This is a genomic window from Fervidobacterium islandicum (genome assembly GCF_000767275.3).
In the GTDB taxonomy this organism is placed as follows: domain Bacteria; phylum Thermotogota; class Thermotogae; order Thermotogales; family Fervidobacteriaceae; genus Fervidobacterium; species Fervidobacterium islandicum.
This window is the reverse complement of record NZ_CP014334.2, coordinates 1,196,209-1,216,202: the sequence shown is the minus strand read 5'-3', so window position 1 is coordinate 1,216,202 and position 19,994 is coordinate 1,196,209. Positions and strand designations below refer to the sequence as shown.

Below are 19,994 nucleotides of genomic sequence, written 5' to 3'. Positions count from 1 at the left end.
AAGTTCAATTCTTTTAAAAGAGGTGAACATATGGACTTAGAAGCCTATCTGAAAAATGTTACCATAAAAGATGTGAAAAGTGAAAGGGAAAGTTGGGACGATTATTTCAAAAGGTTGGCAAAGTTAATTGCAGAAAGATCTACTTGTGTTCACAGGAAGGTTGGTGCTTTAATAGTAAAGGATAAACGAATACTGGCAACCGGATACAACCAACCACCATCTGGGTTTCCTCACTGCGATCAAATTGGCTGTATTAGGGATGACCTGAATATCCCATCTGGTAAAAACCAGGAAGTTTGTTACGGTTTACACGCTGAACAGAATGCCCTTATGCAAGCTGCGAAATTTGGAATCTCAACTGATGGTGCCACGATTTACGTAACTCACAAACCATGTTCCGTTTGTGCACGACTTATAATCAACGCAGGGATCAAAAGGGTTGTTTACATTGAAGGCTATCCAGACCCTTTAACTGATTTCTTCTTCCAAACGTGTGGAATAGAACTATGTGGAGGTGAACAAGGTGAAGGTTGATAGACTGCTTAAGTACATAAGGGAAGATAGATGGCCCACGGTCTGGTGCCCGGGATGCGGAAATGGAATAATATTGAAAAGCTTTTTAGAAGCTTACGATCAAACCAGTTTGAACCCAGATCAAACAGCCGTTGTTTCTGGTATAGGTTGTTCATCAAGGTCAACAGGTTACCTCGATTTTAATACGATGCACACGTTGCATGGCAGAGCTATAGCCTTTGCAACTGGTGTTGCACTTGCAAGGCCGGATTTTAAGGTCGTTGTGATGGGTGGTGACGGAGATATAACAGCTATAGGTGGTAACCATTTTATTCACGCTTGTAGAAGGAACATTAATTTAACAGTGATAATCTATAACAACATGATATACGGAATGACAGGAGGACAGCACTCACCAACAACTCCGGCAGGGAAAGTTGCAGGAACGATGCCCTTAGGAAATGTAGAAGAGCAATTTGACGTTGTAAGACTTGCACTTTCAGCTGGCGCAACGTATGTTGCAAGGTCAACGGTATACCATTATGCGCTCACAGTGAAGTACATAAAAGAAGCACTCTTGCACAAAGGCATTTCGGTAGTTGAGGTTCTTAGCAACTGCCACACCTACTATGGTAGATACAATGGACTTAGGGAACCGTGGCAAATGATGGATTTCTTCAAAAACAACACTATTATGAAAGAAAAAGCTGATCAGATGTCTGAAGACGAGCTAAAAGGCAAGATTGTCATCGGACTATTTAGGAAAGACGAATCTAAGCCCGATTTCTACACAAGGTATAGACTCACCTACGCCAATCACATTAAGGGGGAATAGTTATGAACAGACCATTCTCTATAAGAATTGCAGGAATTGGTGGACAAGGTAATTTGCTTGCAGGATATATCCTTTCAAGAGCTTTTGTCTTTGCTGATAAGTACGTCGTACAAACGCAAAATTACAGCGAGCAGGTTCGTGGAGGCCCGAGCTATTGCGATGTGCTTGTTTCAAGCGAACCGATACTTTATCCTAAAGCAGTGGTATTTGACTCTTTGATAATAATGCATCCTTCAATGGTTGGACATGCAAAATTCGTTGCAACTAATGGTATAATTGTATACGACAGTACGTACATAAAAGACATTCCGAGTGAATTCAAACGCATAACAAAGAGGATAATTGAAATCCCTGCAAGTCGATTGGCCATTGAGAAGTTCGGAAACGTAATGGTTTCCAACATGATATTACTTGGAGCGTTGGTGAAGAGTACAGCATTGGTTGATTTTGAAACGCTCTTTGATGCGGTAAAGGAAGAAGTAAATCCAAAGTACTACGAACTCAACGTGGAGGCGATCAAGTTTGGAGCGTCGCTTACAGATAAAGTCTACAAACCAAGAATTGAACGAAAGAGAAAGAGAACAATTGGGTTCGAATAATCTTATAGAATCTTTTGAACACGCAATCGAGGGTATTGTTGAATCAATATTATCGGAAAGAAATTTAAGAATCCACTTCTTTGTGGGTTTGTTGGTTATTACCGCAACGTTCTTTCTTCCTGTAAAAAGAGAAGATACATTATGGATCATATTTGCTGTCTTTTTTGTTATTTGGTCAGAGCTTGTAAACACCATTATCGAACACCTCATGAATTTGTACAGCAAAGAATACCATCCGGTAATTAAGATAGTTAAGGACGTCAGCGCTGGCGTTGTTCTTTGGGCAACGCTCTTCTCCGTAACAGTTGGAATAATGGTCTTTGGAGGTATTCTCTTCGACTGGAGTTTGGAGATAGCGAAAATTTTTGCTATAATATCTACAATAGCATTCCCATTACTTAGTATCAGGGTGGTGAGAAATTGGAAAAGGAAAAGATAAAAGTAATGATTGTTGATGATTCTCCATTCATGAGGATGATCCTCAAAGATATAATTGACAAAGAACCTGACATGCAAGTTGTCGGTGTGGCAAAGGATGGAATGGAGGCTGTTGAACTTGCCATAAAGCTTAAACCGGACGTAATAACAATGGATGTTGAAATGCCAAAATTGAACGGTATAGAAGCACTTAAGGAAATAATGAAGAGAGCACCTGCTCGAATCATAATGGTTAGTAGCTTGACGGAGGAAGGCGCTGAGATTACACTCTTAGCTCTCGAGCTTGGAGCCGTGGATTTTGTAACTAAACCTTCTGGAAGCGTATCCATGGATTTCAGAAGGATGGGACCTGATCTGGTTCAGAAAATCAGGGATGCGATGAAAATAAATGTTTCACAAATTCTCTTAAAGAGAAGACCTTTAGCTAACTTACGAGTGAAATCTGTTGTTTCTGGTAAAGTTGTTGTTATAGGTTCCTCAACAGGAGGTCCAAGGTCACTGGACCTTGTTATCCCACCGCTTCCAAAGGACTTCCCTGCCCCTATTTTGTTGGTACAACATATGCCGCCGGGCTTTACAAAATCATTAGCGCAAAGACTTGACAGGATTTCAAACTTGTCTGTTAAAGAAGCGGAAGATGGAGACGTTCTTAAACCTGGCTGGGTTTACGTAGCACCAGGGGACCATCATATGGGCATAAAATATCAAGACAGAAAAGGCATTATTTATCTTGACAAGAACACCGATAAGATAAACAATGTTAGACCAGCGGTTGATTACACGCTTGATAAGGTTGCAGAGATTTACAAGGAAAACACTATCGCAGTTATACTCACTGGCATGGGAAAAGACGGAACGAAAGGTGCTTTCAAGGTGAAATTCTTCAAAGGTACTGTAATAGCTGAAAGTCAGGAAACGTGTGTTGTTTTCGGTATGCCTAAGTCGGTTATAGAAGAAGGATATGCTGACTACGTACTCCCAGCAGATAAGATTCCTGAAAAACTTGTTGAGCTTGTGTAAGTTCTCCTCATATGATACAATTTCTTTCGAGAGGACTAAGACTATAATAACAGGGAGGGTGTATAAAGATGAAGAAAGCACTTTTGGTATTTTCTTTTATCTTCGTGGTGTTCACAAGTATCTACGCTGCAACATTTAAAGATGTTCCAGCAAACCACTGGGCATACGAAGCTGTTGACCAACTTACAAAATTGGGCATCTTAAGTGGTATGCCGGATGGAACGTTTCAGGGAAATCAGCCTCTGACCAGGTACCAACTTGCTGTTGCACTTTACAGAATGCTGAATATACTCAACGACAGAATATCTGCAGTAGAAAAAAAGGTATCCGTACCTACAACTACTACAACTCAGCAAACACAGCAGGTAACGATTCCGGCCAATATTGACGCGCAACTTAAAGACCTTTCGAACAAGATACTGGACCTTGCAACTGCAGATAGAAACATAAGCACAAGAATCGACAACTTATCGGCCCAGGTTGGTTCATTGTCTTCAAGAGTTGATTCTGCTTCAAGGGACTTGGACAGTGTAAAGACTGACTTGGCTGGGCTCAAAGCAATGTACGATGCTTTAGTGCAAAAAGTAACCGAGATGAGAGGTCTGGTTTCAACTACTCCGACTGGGCAAAATCTTAATGAATTATCAAAAAGCATAGATGATGTCAAAGCTGATGTGGAGAGTTTAAAGAAACGATTGACAAGTCTCGAGCAAACAGTGACTTCGCTGAATCAGAAAGTGTCCACGTTCGCGACTGCTGATAGTGTATCAGCTCTTGCTTCGCGAGTCACAGGCGTTGAGAAAAACGTTAAAGATTTGCAGGACACCGTAAGCGGGCTTAACACACAGGTGTCAACGATTTCGAGCTCGACAACAAAGATTTCAAGCGATGTCAACACCATCAAATCAGATGTTACGACGCTCAAAAACAGACTTGATGCTCTTAACAACGAAATACTTGGTCTTAAACAGGCAGATTCTGCTTTGAAAGAGCAGCTCGAGAGTTTCAAGACCAGTTTGAACAACCTTAAGAGTGATGTGGATAGCTTGAAAGTCGACGTAAAGAATGCGAAAAGTGATGTGAGCAGCCTGAAGAGTGACGTAAGTGACTTAAAAGTTGATGTAAACGATCTAAAAGTCGAGATTATCAATTTAAAACAAGCGGATGTAAAGATTAATGAGAATCTTTCGACAGTCACAGGCATGGTAGCAAATCTTGAAAAGCAAGTGCAACAGCAAGCAAGTCTAAACAATCAAACAAAACAAGATGTGGAAAAGCTCAAGTCAGATATTCTGAACGTAAACAATGAACTCCAATCACTTTCAGCAAAAGTTCAAACATTGCAACAACAAAGTACGCAGTACGCAAACAAGTCTGAAGTCAACAGCGTTAAGAGTGACGTGGACAGCGTGAAAAATGATGCAAAACAGTTGGAGAGCAAAGTTGAGAAGCTAGAAAAGGAAAATGATAGTTTGAAATCAAAAGTTTCAGCGCTTGAAACGAACCAGATGGGGAATATAAGCCTAATTCTAAGTATCATTGGTGTGATACTTGGTGGAGCAGCACTTTGGTTTGCTTTACAGCAGCAATAGTTTCACCTCAGTTCTGCTGAGAATAAATTTCAAGAGCTGGTCCTGTTGGACCAGCTTTTTCTTCGAGTTTCTTGACTATTCAACCACCGATTTATGATGGTCGAAGGGAGGCAATTGTATGGGCTTTTTTATGCCGACGAAAGTATTGTACGGTAAGGATGTAATTTTGAAAAATAGGGACGTTTTTCAATCAACCGGTGAATCATTTCTCATTGTAACGGGTAAAAGTTCGAAGCAAAACGGAAGCCTCGATGATTTATTAGACGTGCTCGAAGGAAAGCATGTGTACGTATACGATGAAACGCCTGAGAATCCACCACTTGAAGTTGTGAAAGAGGTAGCGGAAAATTGCGAAGATGTGGATGTGGTCATCGGACTTGGTGGTGGGAGTCCAATGGACACAGCGAAAGCGGTCGCTGTTTTAATGGAAAACAAGCATCTAAAACCTGAGGAACTGTACGATAAGTCGAAGTACAAGAGTGCAAAGACGATAATATGTGTCCCCACCACGGCTGGAACTGGAAGCGAGGTAACCCAGTACTCAGTCCTGACTGTAAACGGTAGAAAGCGTGGATTTTCCCATGACTGTGCATTCCCAAAGCTCTCGTTTGTCGATTACAAATACACAATTACACTCAACGAGGCACTGACTCTTTCAACAGCACTCGATGCATTATCACATGCAGTTGAGGGTTTCTTATCAACGAAGGCTACGCCTTTCAGTGATACATTGGCAGTTGAGAGCATGAAGATAATCAAGGAATACCTTCCAAGGTTGATGGATGATTTGGATAACGAATTCTACAGAGAACGCATGATGTTTGCCTCGACACTGGCAGGAATGGTAATAGCTCAAACAGGTACAACTGTTGCGCATGCGCTTGGTTATCCATTGACAACTGAGAAAGGAGTTAAACACGGGCTCGCTACCGCTGTATTCTTGCCATTCGAATTGAAGGTTGCAAAAAAACACGGCTATGAGAAAGCTAACCGTGTTCTTGAAATCTTCGATGATTCTCTGTACGAGTTTTTCCGCTCTTTAAATGTAGGATTGAATATCAAAATATCTGACGAGGAAATAAACTCTTGGACTCAAGTTGTAGTAAACGCTTCACACCTCAGCGCAACACCCGGGAAATACGATTTAGAAACAATCATGCAGGCTTATAATGAAGCTAGAGAACACTTTTGTTGCTGACCTAATCTGAGACGGAAGCATCTCTTTCGTCAAATGTATCGACACAGATGGTGTGCTTTCCCCTCTTTTTTGCTTGATAAAGTAGTTCATCGGCTCTTTTCAGCACGCTTATACCTTCGTCATCATCGGTTGGCAAGATCTTCGTTATGCCGGCGCTTATCGATATGCGGAATCCTTTTACATTAAGAGCATCAAGTGTTTTAATTATCCTTTGGATGATGATCTCGGCATTATTCAGAGCAGTGTTTGGGAGCAGCAATGCAAATTCATCACCACCAAACCTTGCAGGTATATCACTGCTACGTGTATTTTCTCTCATCACCTGGGCTAATGTGATAATTGCAAAGTCACCTTTATCATGGCCGAATGTATCGTTAATTTGTTTTAACCCGTCGAGGTCTATCATTACAACACATGTATCACCACCGTAGCGTTTTACCCTTCTGATTTCAGCTTGGAGTATCATCAAAAAGTACCTTCTGTTGAAGAGATTAGTTAACGGGTCTCTGAAAGAAGCCTCTTCAAGCTTTTGAATATAGTAAACTCGGTCTATGAAACTTAGAACAATGGTGGCTATGTTCTCGAAAAACCTGTTTGATGCATATCTGGGTAGCGTCTCATAGGCAATTTCTAATTTTAAAATCCTATCATCTAAATTACGCTTGAAATGTAGCGTGGTAAATTTGTTAAGGTCATCTATTTCGATCTTGTTCAAAATCTCGATTGGCTTTGTTTCCTCGTGCGTTTGAATTATCCCGACAGCCCTTTTTATATTACACATTTCCTCTAAGACATTTGCTAATTTACTTATCCCAACATGATAATTGCTTTCTGCAGTAACAGTCAAAATGGACAGCATTGCTTGTTCCTCAAAATCTTTCGCTTTCTGCTCTGTGACATCTACACCTACACTTATTGCTCCCGACGGTTTTCCGTCTTTAACAAGAAGTTTGTTTTCCCAAAGGATCGTGATTAGTCTTCCATCTTTTGTTAGTATGTCGTTTTCGAAAGTTTTTCTCACCTCAATATTCTTGTTCATTATGTCTTCAAAAACTCTTTTTACAGTTGGTCTAATCTCTTCTGGAATAAAGATATCGAACCAGTTTTTTCCTAAAACTTCTGGCAAAGAGTATCCGGTTTTTTCCAAAGCCCAGTTGTTAATGTAGGTAATCTCTCCTTTTTCATTTAAGACAACAAAGAAAACAGGTGCAAATTCAAGGTACATTGTTAAAGTCTCAAGCCTTTCAGAGATTAGTTCGTCAATAAGCAACTGTTCGGTGATTATTTCACCTAATATCCAATAATAGTCTTTACTTTTCAAAGTTATTAGTCTTACCCTTTCTACTCTGGGCTCATAAATGGTCACAATGTCTTGTGAAAAGCCGGCTTTGTTAACAAGCTTGATGATTTCTAAGAAATTCGGGATACTTTGGAAGATATTTTTTCTTCCCTTTAGGAAGTTAGGTATATTCTCAGAGTGTGCAACAATGTCTCCCTGTTCGTTAAAAGTGATAACGAAGATCTTTGATTTTTCAAGTGCGGACTTGAGCGTTTCGAAATCTAAAACTAAACCACTTTCTTGGATAATCTCACCTCTTTTCTCAACCCTTTTTTTAATTATATCACACAAATTTCGAAACTTTGAAATTGGATGTGATTTTGCGTTGTGGTATAATATGTATCGATGTGTCGTTACAGCTTCTCTTTGGAGGTGAAGTTTTCGTGGAAGATCCACTGAGTTATTTATGGAACACACTTTTCATTGCGGTACTGATCGTGTTGTCTGGATTTTTCTCAGCATCCGAAACGGCACTTACGTCCGTTAGCCGTCACAGACTTAAACTTCTTGCGAAAAGCAAAGAAGAGGAAGAAGAGGAAAGCGAGGTCCACTTTTTTAACAAACTACTCACCGCACTGCTGATATCGAACAACATGGTGAATATTTTAGCATCTTCATTAGCTGCGGTGATGTTTTCCCGAATCATCAGCTCACAATCACTTTCAGCGATACTTTCAACACTAGTAATGACTTTCATTTTGCTGATTTTTGGAGAAATTACCCCAAAGATTTTGGCACGGCAAAACAGTGAACGTCTTTTCGAGGCAAGTATCAAAGTTATTGTTTTTCTCTCCAAGATATTATCGCCCGTAATTACCATGTTTATTACAATCGCCAATTCGGTAGTCAAACTTTTCGGGGGACATGTGGTCCAGGAAACTCCATTCATCACGATGGATGATATAGCTTCTTACTTGGAAATGGGACGCGAGGAAGGGTCCATAACCCATGAGGAAGGATTGATGATTGAACGTACAATCGAAATGGATGAAACTCTCGTAAAAGAAATAATGATACCAAGGATAGATATAGTAGCTGTTGAGGAAAGTCAAACATTGAGAGAAGCGATGGAGATTATTGTTGAGGAAGAATATTCGAGGATACCTGTTTACCGTGAGACAATAGATAATATTGTTGGAATTTGCTATGCAAAAGATGTGCTCAGTTTCATCGCACAGAGAGGCATGGATATCGTAGACAAGGTACTGGTCAAAGAGTTGATGAGAGCTCCACTTTTTGTGCCCGAGTTCATGCCAGTGTCAGAATTGCTGAAGGAATTCAAAGCAAAGAAGATGCACATGGCAATAGTTGTCGATGAGTACGGTGGAACTGCTGGAATTGTAACGATGGAGGATATCCTCGAAGAGATTTTTGGTGAGATAATGGACGAATACGATGAAGGAGAACATATTGGAATAAAGAAAGTTACGGAAAACTCCTACTTGGTTGACGCTACACTTTCATTGAATGATATAGAAAGAGAGCTGAGAATAGAATTTCCGGAAGGTGAATTTGATACCTTGGCAGGCTACCTTCTTGAGAAGTTCAAGCACATTCCAAAAGTAGGAGAAACATACGAGGACGAGAGAATATCTTTCAAAGTTGTCGCAGCTTCGAGAAACAAAATAGAAAAAGTATTGGTAACAATAAAACACGAGATGGAAGAAAATACTCAGAAAAGTAATGACAAGGGGGATGGAAATGATGAAGATTGAAGAACTCATACAAGAAGCTGTTAAGGCTATGAAGAATGCGTATGCACCGTATTCTCACTTTCATGTTGGTGCAGCCCTTTTGACAAAAAATGGAAATGTTTACATAGGTGCGAATGTGGAAAATGCTTCATATGGTTTAACAAATTGTGCTGAAAGAACTGCTATTTTTTCCGCGGTGGCAAATGGTGAGAGGGAGTTTGACACATTAGTTGTTGTTGCGGACACCGACAAACCTGTATCGCCCTGCGGGGCTTGTAGACAAGTTATGGCAGAGTTTGGGAATTTCAATGTTGTCTTGACAAATTTGAAAGGCGAGATTTTGCAAACAACCGTTGCTGAGCTGCTACCGTACTCGTTTGATAAAGAAGACTTACACAAAAAGTGAGAGATGGATTTGTTGAGGTGAGCGCTTCTTGATAGAACTGATACATATCAACGAATATGTTTACTTGAAAGATGTCGATATATATTTCTCTGAGGGACTCAACGTAATCACCGGTGAGACTGGAACTGGAAAGAGCTTGATATTGGATGTAATCGGTTCGTTCTTAGATTACCAAAACATACGGAGTGAAACTTTTTCTGCAGATATGGTTCTGAACCTCGACATGGATTTTGATGAGATTGGGATTAGAAGAGGACAGCACATATTCAGTGTTGAAAGAAAGAACAAGAGGTTGTTTTACAAAGTAGACGGTCGACTCATCGGACGTGAGCAAGTTCAGAATATTCTTTCAAACATCATAACGATCCACAAACAAAATTCACACATGAAGTTGTTGGATAAGGACTTCATCCTCGAGGTTTTGGATACTGTGGCAGACAACTATGAACTACTCGAAAAGTACAAAGAACTTTACGAAAACTACCAACATGTTTTGAAGATTATCGCAGGCGCGAACAAAGATTCAGAATTGAAAAAGCTTGAGGAATTAAGAGAAAAAGTCAACGAAATAGAGAGTGCCCATCTGAGCGAAGAAGAAGAGCAGGAATTGGAAGAAAAATACAAAAAGGCTCTTAACCTCCAAACATTGCTGCAAAATTATAGCAGTGTGTCTCAGCACTTAGAAGAGATCGAGAACGCACTTAGGAAAATCTACTCACTCATAGAGGACAAGTACTATGAATTTCTTGATACCGCCGTCGAGTCAGTTGCCGAGTTGAGTAATCAAATTAGCAAGGAACTATCGAAGATAGAGGAAATGAACCTCGAAGAGATAGAAAATCGTTTGTGGGTATACAAAAAGTTGCGCAGGAAATACGGTCCTACGACTGAAGATGTAATAGCAAATCTCCAGAAGTGGTTAGAAGAGATCAAACAGATCGAAAAAACCATCAAAATACTTGAAAACGCAGAAGAAGAGCGGTTAAGACTGGAAAGTGAGCTTCGCAGTCTTGCTATTCAGATTAGTGAAAGGCGAAAAAACGCGGCGAGGAATATTGTAAAATCCATAGAAAGGCACTTGAAAGATTTAAACATGAACGCACGAATAGACTTCTATTTTAATCAGAAAGATATGGCAAGGGATGGTATTGATGATGTTGAACTTGTTGGGAGTACTTTGTCAACGGGTCCACTCTATCCATTGCGTAAGATAGCCTCAGGTGGTGAGTTATCACGTTTGATGCTTGCTTTGGAACTCAGTCTGGCAAGTACTGATGTTTTGGTGTACGATGAGATCGATGCTGGCATAGGTGGTGTAACAGCTGTCAAACTGGCAGACAAACTCAGCGAACTTTCGAAAAAACATCAGGTCATAGTAGTTACACACTTGCCACAAATTGCTTTAAAAGCCGATAAGCACTTGTCCCTAAGAAGAACTGGGGACACAGGGACTGTAGTAGAGTTGGATGAGAGGGCAAGGGACGAAGAGATAAAGAGGATGTTTGGTGGGGAAGAATTCATCGAATTACTTGGAGACTTTGCGTCTAAAGAGAATAAAAGAAAAGGAAAATAAGGCTGGGAGTTGCTTCCCAGCCCTGTTTTAGAAGATTATTCCTGCTGTTCTACTTTTTCTGCTTCTTGCCTTACGACAGTGTAGAGCTCAGCTATTAATTTTTCGACTTGCTCGGTGCTCTTAGTCCTTGGGTCTCTCTCTAGAATATCTGCTATTAGTCTAACATTTTTGTTTAAGAAGGCATCTATCGCTTGCTTTGCAAGTAGAATTCTTGGTTTCAAATACCAGTTCACAACACGCTCTGGGATGTGCGTCTCTTCGTATTCAAACTTCTCACCGCACACCGTTGCACAGATTTCAACCGCCACATCATCCTCCAGGTTTTTTATCTTCCCCTTGTTCAGAACATTTACGACAAACCTTCCCGGAACTTTTGAGACTACACTGTTTATGAACGGAACATGTTGTTCTCCGCTGAGTTTCTCGCTGAGGATCTCTTTCAAGTAATCATCAATCTGTGTTCCCGTTTTGAGTTCGTTTATTTTTGCCCCTTCGCGTACCATTTTTGCAAACATGTCTATTACGCCAACCACCCGAGAGAGCTCTTCCACATACCACTTCCAACCAATTTCGGAATCTGCACCTCCCCAAGGTGCACCGTACCACTTTATCTTTGTTTGAAGGTCTCTGTGGTATTTCCACGTGGAATTTCTAACGGTGTCCCCTATTGGAAATAATCCATAGAGTTTGTACATCTCCCAGGCAACAGGTGAAAGTTGGTCATCGAAAGGATTGGACGGTTTGAATTCCTCGTATCTGGTCTTTTGAAGTGCCTTTTCAACTTCTTTGTAAAGGTCCTTGCCATCTTTTGTTCTGAATTTTGTCAGCCAGATTCCGTGGTTCACACCACCAACCTGCCATTCGTATTCTGATACACCCAAGAATTTTGCAATGGCCTCAACCGCGTGATGCCCATGACAGAATCCAACCATCTTTATCCCCGTTTGTGTAGAAACAAGTGTAGTTCCTTCCATAACCGGGTTAGCTGCTTGAAGGTACCACGCGTTTGGTGCGTATTTCTCTATTGTTCTTGCTATTTTCAAAAAAAGTGTCAACTGGTTCCAGTTCGTGAGATTGAGATAATCGGAAACGAAATTGAAATTCTGAGCGTCAATTCCACGATAGTAACCGTGCTTTTCACCTATTGACCTAACAAGGTCGAGATATCCGTGCCCTCCTGCTAAGGCTGTATTGATAACAAAATCAGAACCCTCAACTGCGTTTTTGATAGTTTCAACAATGCTGAATTTGAGCTTTGCGTTGAAATACTTAGTTAGTTCTTTTGCAAGTACCAGAACATTTTCGACCCTTGTTCTATTGACATCCATAAGTACTACATGTGAATCAGAAAGGCTTGGAAATTTGCAAAGGTCTGATACAATCTTCATTGAAAAAACCGCGCTTCCTGCACCTATGATGCCAATTCTTAGTCCTGTGCCGCCCACAGATATCACCTCTTTTTATTTGATGGATGGAAAATGTCTATTTCGTCTAAGAAATATTGTATAATAAGTTTGGAAAAAAAGCTCAATGGAAATTTGGTGAGAGGTGTATGAAATGCCGAGTGATAGGGTTGTAATTTTCACCGACAGTCCTGACAACATCCAAGATATTGTGCAGTTACTTGAATTTGTTGGTTACGATGTCAGTATAGAATCAGATGTTAGTACTTTCCTCAAAAACAACAATATTCAGGTTGTGCTTGTCTACTACCAACTACTGAAGAACGCACAGGAGGTTGTTAGATATATTAAAACAACGCAGTCAACTAAAGACATTCCCGTTATTGTGCTTATCCAAGAAAAGAATTACGTTACGCTTTTGGAATTGTATCAAATAGGTATATCTGATTACATAGAATTCCCGATAATTGATGTGGAACTCATATCGAAAATAGCATTGCACATCGAACTGAAGAAAAACAGAGAAAAGATAGAGAGTTTGTACAAGGAACTTCGAGAGAGTCTCGACCTTGCTAGTTCATTGCAGACGTTGATGCTGCCCGAACCCATTGAAATGTGTAACGGGATATGGATAACCTCAAACTACATGCCTTCTCAGATAGTAGGGGGAGATATTTACGATTACTTCTCCTTAAATGAAGATGTTTACCTCTACACAGCAGATATTTCAGGACACGGTGTTCAGTCCGCACTTTTATGTTCTGCTGTAAAATCCGTAATACGTTCAGCTGCGCAAAGGGGATTACACATCTCAGAAGTAGTTAACGAACTCCAAGATAGTATGAAGACTGTTTTAGGGCACAACTATGTTACAGGGCTTTTCTTAAAAATAAGGGGCAGCAAAGTTGAATATATAAACTGCGGTCATCCGCCGTTGATAATTTACGATGGTGCGAACTTCACGACTATGAATTTAAAATCCGTCTTTCCAATAGGATTGTTAGATTACCGGTACACACCAGGAGACTGTGGAAGTTTTGAAATGCAGGAGGGTCTAACGTTTGTCGCTTATTCGGATGGTCTGTACTCTATATTTGAGCGTATACGAGCTTCAGAGGATTCGATGCAGCTACTATTGGAGTTCCTTAACAAAGAAATTTCAGGAATAATGCCAGAAGCCTTGCCATTTGCCACGGCTAACGCGCTAAGAAGAAGATATTATGAAATACCTGATGACTACTCTTTCATCGCATTTGGTCGCAGCTTTGGTTCAGCTTACTACTCAGAAAATTCAAAGTACGAAATGATACCTTTCGAACGAACTTTGAAAAGCTTGGTGGATGATATTATTCTCCGTGCAGCGGACCATTACGCTGTTTTGATCAACGACCACGGAAAATTCTGGTCGATAGCAACCAAAAATGTCGAAATCGGGCCAATTTTGAGAAAGCTACCGATGAGTATAACTATAAGCTTTGATACTGTAGAATGCATAAAAGTCTTCAAAAACCTCAGATGAATTCTTTCAAGTTTTCCAGTATGAGTCGAACAGCTTTTGTTTGAAGTTCAAGTGTCATCGAAGGCAATTTCTCCAACTTTCCTTCTTTTGTTGCCACTTGCTCTGGCAAGAATGGTAGGTGCACAAATAGGGCGTGTTTTGGGGTTCCCGTTACGTTTGAGCGGTGCAGTGAGTAATAATACACTTCATTACAAATGTACTGCCCCGCGGTGTACGAGACAAAAGCGGGAATCTTCTTTTTCTTCAATAACTCGGCAACCGCTTTGATCTTAACACGCGTCATGTAAGCATCAGGCCCATTATCGATGATGGAAACATCTTCCTTCACCTGACCATCGTTGTCAGGGTGCTTTGAATCAAGTAGATTTATTGCCACTCTTTCTAACCTAATTCCGGCACTTCCACCAGCTTGACCCAAATGCAAGGCAATGTCAATATTATTGGTTTTATAATATTCCTCAAGCACCTCAGTACTTTTTTGATAACTCACAGGCAGTATTAAAGTATGTAGTGAGATATGTGGAAAAACAGCCTTTGAAAGCCGTTTCACTATGCGCATGCTTGGATTGACCTTCTCGCCACCGAACGGTTCAAATCCCGTTAGCAAAACGCTCAGCTTTTTTGAATCGCTGAGTCCACTTTTTTCTGTCTTTTCCATCAGGAGTACCCCCTATTCTTTTTGTATCTTGATGACATTCTATCTCCAGCTAATAAACATTGTCAAGCAATAAGTAAGCCAAAACACCCCCTGCTGTTGCGAAAAGTCAGGGGGTGTTTGTGGTTAAGGTTTTAATTCCTTCAAAAATCAGACTAAACTATCCCTTTCGATAGCTTTGAGTGCTACAGTGTTTAAGAAATTCCACGGTTTGTTGAAGTACGGTTGGAAGAAGAAATCTGCGAATGCAAGGTCATAGATCGTCATTTTGTTTGCAATAGCAAGAGAGAGTGTGTTTGCGCTTTCTGTGACGTCTGCTTTCGACATCACTTGACCACCGATGATTCTTTTATCATCTTTTCTATAAAGTATTTTCACGTGGACGGGTTCGTAATCGGGCATGAATTCGGGTCTGTTGTTTTCGATTGCGTAGATAACTTCGTACTGAATACCTTTTTCTCTTGCAAGTAACTCGTTGAGGCCTGAAGTGGCGACGTTGTACGAGAACACCTTTACTCCAGAAGTGCCCTGTGTACCTTTGTACTTCAGCCTGTTTTTAAAGAGATTGTACGCAATGAGTGTTCCCATACGGACTGCGTTTGTTGCAAGTGGAATGTATTCATAACTCTCCGTTGGGGTGTACCATACAGCTGCACAATCTCCGGCTGCAAAGACATCAGGATTTGATGTACGTAGGTATTCATCAACTATTAGCGCTCCATTTTCAAGTGTTTTCAGCTTACCATTGAAAAGTTCAGTATTCGGTCTAAAACCAGTGGCGAGTATTACCAAATCTGCCTGTATCTCAGATTTATTCGTTATTACCTTCTTGACCCTACCATTTTCTCCCTCGAACCTTTCGACCTTCTCGTTCAAGACAAGTTTTATACCTTCTTTAGTTAATTCCTGCTCCAATACATCGGTAAATTCTTTGTCAAGGTACTTCGCAAGAACTCTATCTGCTATATCTATTAACACAACGTCTTTCCCGTTCTTCCTAAATGCCTCGGCAAGTTCAACACCGATGTAACCTGCTCCTACGATGACTATGGTTTTTGCATCTTTCGAATAGCGAACGATATCCTGCGCGTGATAGAAATTTTTAGACAAGAGAATTCCACGTAAATCGTTTCCTGGTACACGGGGAATTATCGGCCAGGAACCACTTGTTACGACAAGTGTATCGTAGTTATCTTCAAAAATCTCTCCTGTTTCAAGATTCTTAACTCTAACGTATTTTTGCTCGAGGTCCACATCTATAACCTCGTGTCTCATCTTCATTTCAGCTCCAAGGTCGCTGAGCACTTTCGGAGACGAGTAGAAAAGCTTCATTGGGTCTTTAACAACTCCACCGACGTGGAGTGCAATTCCACAAGAAAGAAAAGATACCGTATCGTTGCGTTCATACGTGATGATTTTTACATTGTCTTTGTAGAGTCTTTTTGCCGTGGTTATAAAAGCCGTTCCCGCATGCGTACATCCAATAACTATTACTTTCTTTTGATCCATGTGTGAGCACCCTCCTTTGTCGGATAAACATTTTTGATTTGTGATAAAAATAACTTATATCAACACTTATATTATACTTAGTCTTACCTAAATAGTCAAGTAAATTTTTATATTTGATTAAATACGTACGTGGAAGTAAGATTAATCAATGATTTTTGCCGAATTGCCCTGTGTTGTGAGAACTTTCTCAAAAAGTAACATTTTCTTGATTAACAGAATACTTTGTTTGGTTTAAAATATTTGGTGGAGGGTACTGGAAAGCAAGTGTGAAGATGCTGTTAACTTGTAGTGATGGAAGACAATAGAACACTCATAACACGCGCAATATCATTGCCATTCAGTTTCAAGAGATTTCTCACTACACAAAAACTGTTTACGTACATTGGAAGATTGTCAATATTCTTAAATCCACGCTTGGCTCGTACAAAGTCTTGGAATAACGAAAACTTCGATTCACATTGATTGTTTTGCCCAAGTCTCACAACAATATGATTGATATTCTTGTATAGTATCTTCACTGCACCATATGCACCAAGTCCATCTGTAATTAGTTCGATTGTTCTTTCGTTGTTACCAAAGAACTTCTCTAACAATATCTTCACTTGACCCATATCGCGATATTTGGATACATGCCAAGCAACAATGAGATTCGTCTCATGGTCAACTAAGAACCAAACATAGTACTTTTTGGATTTAAACAAAACGACAGTTTCATCACCATGGACTTTGAAAGCATCTACAGGAACGAGGATGGAAAAGAAACAAGACAACTTAAGGATCCACTTGTAGATAGCGACATGAGAGACTTTGATATTAAGTGAGTCTCTGATGGAACGCAAGGACACAGCTTTGAAATAAAGGACGAAGGCTTTAAGGACAATAAAGATAGGGAAACGGAAGAACTTGAAAGAGTCGAAAGGAAGAGGGACAAATTGAGGTAAGTTAGTTGGGATTTCGTCTCTGGTATGGCAAGAACGGCAACGGAACTTAACGAAGGCTTTTTTGATTTTGTGGATTTGCATAGTTTTTCCACAGACAGGGCATTTAGGATAAGGGAAAGAGAAGAGCTTGTGTTTTTTTGAATGAACAAGTCTGAAAGTGCGCTTACAGTCTTTGCAAAAGTATTGTTGGTTACCGTACTTATCATGACCGTTTTTGTAGATGTTGGTAGAACCGCATTTGGGGCAAGAGACTACAGAATTTTGCATAGTGGAGTACCTCCTTTTTGTGAGAATTGATGGTGGGGGGTGTTCCACTAATAAGAAGATAATACGGTTTTTGGAAATTTTCAATACTTTTAGTTAACAGCATCAGTGTGAAAGGGAGGGGTTTGCTGTGGAAAAAGTAAGAATTTGGAAACCTACGGAAGAGGAAATAAAGCAAGCAAAGACATGGAGCACCTGGAGCAAGGAAGAAAGCATTTTTGATTGGTACTACGACGAACCTGAGCAGTTTTATGTTGTTGAAGGTGAAGTAGAAGTTGTACTTGATGATGGAACAAAGGTCAGGTTTGGCGCTGGCGATATGGTGCGTTTTGAGGGCGGAGTGTCTTGCACTTGGCATGTGAAAAAGAGGATTTTCAAGCACTACAGGATGGGATAATTGTTTTGATATAGGAGTTTCTTATGACGAACGAAAATAAGCCAACTAAGAGAAAGATGGTTTTTGCTTACCTGTTTTTGTTGTTTACTCTACTTGCTTTTTCGAGTATCGAGGTTATATCCAAACCTTTGATGGGAAAGGTAGATCCTTTCTTCATGACCGCTTTTCGCTTTCTGATAGGTGGCCTTTTTTTGATGGTCTTTGTTAAGCAAGATGTTGAGCTAAGTGATTTACTACCTATCACACTTGTTGGGACACTTAATAGCGTTGTTTCCATGACATCGTTGCAGTTAGCTGTAAAATATTCTAATGCTTCCACGGCTGCAACGCTTGTTGCCAGCAACCCGATCTTTGTTTCACTATTTGCTGCAATTATGTTGAACGAGAAGTATCGACTGAGGAAGTACGTTGGTATCGGTCTCGGTTTTGTTGGCATAATTGTTTTCAGTTTAGGAAAAATCAGCGGTGATTCGTGGACTGGAATATTTTTTGGGGTACTTGCCGCATTGACGTTTGGACTGTACACAGTGCTTATGAGAAAATACACGAAGAAATACAGCCCAGTTCTTGTAACCGCTTATTCATCGCTCTGTTCAAGTTTGATATACGTTGCTCTGCTTGTTATGTTTGGCAGATTTGAGGTTCCCGTAAGACTTGGTTTCTCAGGTTGGCTTATCCTTATCTACTTGGGACTTATCGTCACGGGAGTAGCCTATCTGACGTATTTCAAAGCTATGGAAACGTTGGGAGCGACGCAATCCAGTAAAGTATTTTTCTTAAAACCTATCGTTGCGACAATTTTCGCAATGGTACTCCTCGGTGAAAGTCTAAGCGTTTTCAAAATCATTGGGATGATTATCGTTTTTATTTCACTAAGTCTATAAATCCAAAGGCTTAAAAATAGAGGCTATTTTTTATTTTTGGAACTTTGTGAAAAAAAGCATAAACAATAGAAAAAGCTGAATAGGTTACGAAAAATAAAGAAATTGACAAAAGGCGACAGTTAGATAGTGTTTTGTAATGGTGAACTTTCTGCATTATCATGTTATAATAATCACGAAGTATGAAGGAGGGATGTGTGTGGCCGTGTGTGAGCAGCACAAAGAACTTTACGAAGAGCTGGATTCGTATATCGAACAGGTGAAGGATAAACCTGGTATCCTTATCGGTGTGTTGCATAAAGCCCAGGAACTTTTTGGGTGGCTACCGCAGGAAGTACAAGAACATATCGCAGAGAAGTTGAACATCCCAGTATCCGAGGTTTATGGAGTTGTCACGTTCTACAACTTCTTCTCCACTAAGCCGAAGGGCAAACACCAGATAAAGGTCTGTTTGGGAACAGCTTGTTACGTCAAGGGTGGAGATAGAGTGATGGAAAGATTCTTAGAGGAGCTGGGAGTAAAACCAGAGGAGGTAACCGAGGACGGTTTGTTCTCTGTCCATGCGGTGAGGTGTTTGGGTGCTTGTAGTATGGCACCAGTTGTTTTGATTGGTGAGAAAGATTTCTATGGAAAGGTAACTCCCGATATGGTTAGCAAAATCATCGCTGCGTACAGGAGGGGTGGGTCGCAATGAGTAAAGTGAAAAGCTTGGAAGAATTAATGAAGATCAAAGAACAGGCACTGCAGAACATCAAGATGAGAGAAGCAGGAAAAAGAGGAAAGATCGTCGTTGCAATGGGAACATGTGGGATTGCAGCAGGTGCAAAGGACACATTAAAGGCTATAGTTGAGTATATGAATGAGATGAAAATAGACGATATCGCTGTTGTACAGTCAGGTTGCATGGGGCTTTGCGAAGTTGAGCCGACGATAGAGGTGGCACTTGAAGGGCAGGAACCTGTAGTTTATGGAAACGTCACTCCAGAAAATGCAAAGAGAATAATTCAGTCTCACATCCTTGAAGGAAAAGTAGTTTCCGACTTAGTGGTAAAGAGAGGAGAAGTCTGACGAGAAATCCACTGTTTATGTTCGGATTGTCTCCGTTGCAATGGTGGTGGCGGTTTTAAGATACTTAAGACTATGGAACACAGCGCGAAGAAAATGCATCTTGTAAAAGCTTTGTAGACATGTTGAAGTGAAGTTTTCCTTAGGTTAAGG

20 protein-coding genes are annotated in these 19,994 nt (G+C 40.4%); 15 read left to right on the top strand and 5 right to left on the bottom strand.

Annotation, left to right across the window (positions count from 1 at the left end):
• Positions 1–30: 30 nt before the first annotated feature.
• From NA23_RS05700 to NA23_RS05670, 7 genes are all read left to right on the top strand, one after another.
• A complete protein-coding gene (locus NA23_RS05700) occupies positions 31–534 on the top strand; it encodes a deoxycytidylate deaminase (RefSeq protein ID WP_033191826.1) in 504 nt (167 codons plus the stop codon).
• Positions 524–1,348 carry a 2-oxoacid:ferredoxin oxidoreductase subunit beta gene (locus NA23_RS05695; RefSeq protein ID WP_033191825.1) on the top strand — a complete coding sequence of 275 codons (825 nt, stop codon included), beginning with the start codon at positions 524–526 and terminating at the stop codon, positions 1,346–1,348. The genes NA23_RS05700 and NA23_RS05695 overlap by 11 nt, the downstream gene beginning before the upstream one ends.
• 2 nt (positions 1,349–1,350) lie before the next feature.
• Positions 1,351–1,947: a 2-oxoacid:ferredoxin oxidoreductase subunit gamma family protein gene (locus NA23_RS05690; protein WP_033191824.1), complete on the top strand. Its 597-nt coding sequence runs from the start codon at positions 1,351–1,353 to the stop codon at positions 1,945–1,947.
• Positions 1,871–2,386: a diacylglycerol kinase family protein gene (locus NA23_RS05685; RefSeq protein WP_236938328.1), complete on the top strand. Its 516-nt coding sequence runs from the start codon at positions 1,871–1,873 to the stop codon at positions 2,384–2,386. Before NA23_RS05690 ends, NA23_RS05685 begins: the two co-directional genes overlap by 77 nt.
• Positions 2,368–3,405 carry a protein-glutamate methylesterase/protein-glutamine glutaminase gene (locus NA23_RS05680; RefSeq protein ID WP_090222797.1) on the top strand — a complete coding sequence of 346 codons (1,038 nt, stop codon included), beginning with the start codon at positions 2,368–2,370 and terminating at the stop codon, positions 3,403–3,405. The genes NA23_RS05685 and NA23_RS05680 overlap by 19 nt, the downstream gene beginning before the upstream one ends.
• 68 nt (positions 3,406–3,473) lie before the next feature.
• A complete protein-coding gene (locus NA23_RS05675) occupies positions 3,474–4,997 on the top strand; it encodes an S-layer homology domain-containing protein (protein ID WP_052107162.1) in 1,524 nt (507 codons plus the stop codon).
• A 118-nt stretch (positions 4,998–5,115) separates the two neighbouring features.
• Positions 5,116–6,195 (top strand): iron-containing alcohol dehydrogenase family protein, encoded by a 1,080-nt coding sequence (locus NA23_RS05670; RefSeq protein ID WP_033191822.1) that lies wholly within the window; start codon positions 5,116–5,118, stop codon positions 6,193–6,195.
• Position 6,196: 1 nt separating this feature from the next.
• On the opposite strand, the gene NA23_RS05665 is transcribed toward NA23_RS05670, so the two are convergent.
• Positions 6,197–7,825: a sensor domain-containing diguanylate cyclase gene (locus NA23_RS05665; protein WP_236938327.1), complete on the bottom strand. Its 1,629-nt coding sequence runs from the start codon at positions 7,823–7,825 to the stop codon at positions 6,197–6,199.
• Between the two features lie 92 nt (positions 7,826–7,917).
• On the opposite strand from NA23_RS05665, the gene NA23_RS05660 reads away from it, so the two are divergent.
• The 3 genes from NA23_RS05660 to NA23_RS05650 are packed head-to-tail and all read left to right on the top strand — an operon-like array spanning position 7,918 to position 11,207.
• Positions 7,918–9,249 carry a hemolysin family protein gene (locus NA23_RS05660; protein WP_033191821.1) on the top strand — a complete coding sequence of 444 codons (1,332 nt, stop codon included), beginning with the start codon at positions 7,918–7,920 and terminating at the stop codon, positions 9,247–9,249.
• Positions 9,239–9,634 carry a cytidine deaminase gene (locus NA23_RS05655; protein WP_033191820.1) on the top strand — a complete coding sequence of 132 codons (396 nt, stop codon included), beginning with the start codon at positions 9,239–9,241 and terminating at the stop codon, positions 9,632–9,634. Before NA23_RS05660 ends, NA23_RS05655 begins: the two co-directional genes overlap by 11 nt.
• 28 nt (positions 9,635–9,662) lie before the next feature.
• The gene (locus NA23_RS05650) at positions 9,663–11,207 is read left to right on the top strand and encodes an AAA family ATPase (RefSeq protein WP_033191819.1); all 1,545 of its coding nucleotides are present in this window, start codon (positions 9,663–9,665) and stop codon (positions 11,205–11,207) included.
• Positions 11,208–11,242: 35 nt separating this feature from the next.
• Here the strand turns inward: NA23_RS05650 and aglA are convergent, their stop codons facing one another.
• Positions 11,243–12,652 (bottom strand): alpha-glucosidase AglA, encoded by a 1,410-nt coding sequence (gene aglA / locus NA23_RS05645; RefSeq protein ID WP_033191818.1) that lies wholly within the window; start codon positions 12,650–12,652, stop codon positions 11,243–11,245.
• A gap of 112 nt (positions 12,653–12,764) precedes the next feature.
• Here aglA and NA23_RS05640 point away from each other — a divergent pair, with 112 nt between their 5' ends.
• A complete protein-coding gene (locus NA23_RS05640; RefSeq protein ID WP_033191817.1) occupies positions 12,765–14,129 on the top strand; it encodes a response regulator in 1,365 nt (454 codons plus the stop codon).
• On the opposite strand, the gene NA23_RS05635 is transcribed toward NA23_RS05640, so the two are convergent.
• From NA23_RS05635 to NA23_RS05625, 3 genes are all read right to left on the bottom strand, one after another.
• Positions 14,122–14,787, bottom strand: coding sequence for a pyroglutamyl-peptidase I (locus NA23_RS05635; protein WP_052107161.1), 666 nt, complete (start codon positions 14,785–14,787; stop codon positions 14,122–14,124). The genes NA23_RS05640 and NA23_RS05635 overlap by 8 nt on opposite strands.
• 147 nt (positions 14,788–14,934) lie before the next feature.
• Positions 14,935–16,293: an FAD-dependent oxidoreductase gene (locus NA23_RS05630; RefSeq protein WP_033191816.1), complete on the bottom strand. Its 1,359-nt coding sequence runs from the start codon at positions 16,291–16,293 to the stop codon at positions 14,935–14,937.
• Positions 16,294–16,571: 278 nt separating this feature from the next.
• The gene (locus NA23_RS05625) at positions 16,572–17,501 is read right to left on the bottom strand and encodes a DDE-type integrase/transposase/recombinase (RefSeq protein WP_033190915.1); all 930 of its coding nucleotides are present in this window, start codon (positions 17,499–17,501) and stop codon (positions 16,572–16,574) included.
• 127 nt (positions 17,502–17,628) lie between these two features.
• On the opposite strand from NA23_RS05625, the gene NA23_RS05620 reads away from it, so the two are divergent.
• The 4 genes from NA23_RS05620 (at position 17,629) to NA23_RS05605 (ending at position 19,844) form a co-directional block, all read left to right on the top strand.
• Entirely contained in the window at positions 17,629–17,895 is a 267-nt protein-coding gene (locus NA23_RS05620) for a cupin domain-containing protein (RefSeq protein ID WP_033191815.1), read from the top strand.
• A 23-nt stretch (positions 17,896–17,918) separates the two neighbouring features.
• Positions 17,919–18,779, top strand: coding sequence for a DMT family transporter (locus tag NA23_RS05615; protein WP_052107160.1), 861 nt, complete (start codon positions 17,919–17,921; stop codon positions 18,777–18,779).
• Between the two features lie 196 nt (positions 18,780–18,975).
• Positions 18,976–19,470 carry an NADH-quinone oxidoreductase subunit NuoE family protein gene (locus NA23_RS05610; RefSeq protein WP_084384052.1) on the top strand — a complete coding sequence of 165 codons (495 nt, stop codon included), beginning with the start codon at positions 18,976–18,978 and terminating at the stop codon, positions 19,468–19,470.
• Positions 19,467–19,844, top strand: a complete 378-nt coding sequence (locus NA23_RS05605) for a (2Fe-2S) ferredoxin domain-containing protein (RefSeq protein WP_033191813.1) — start codon at positions 19,467–19,469, stop codon at positions 19,842–19,844. The genes NA23_RS05610 and NA23_RS05605 overlap by 4 nt, the downstream gene beginning before the upstream one ends.
• Positions 19,845–19,994 lie beyond the last annotated feature (150 nt).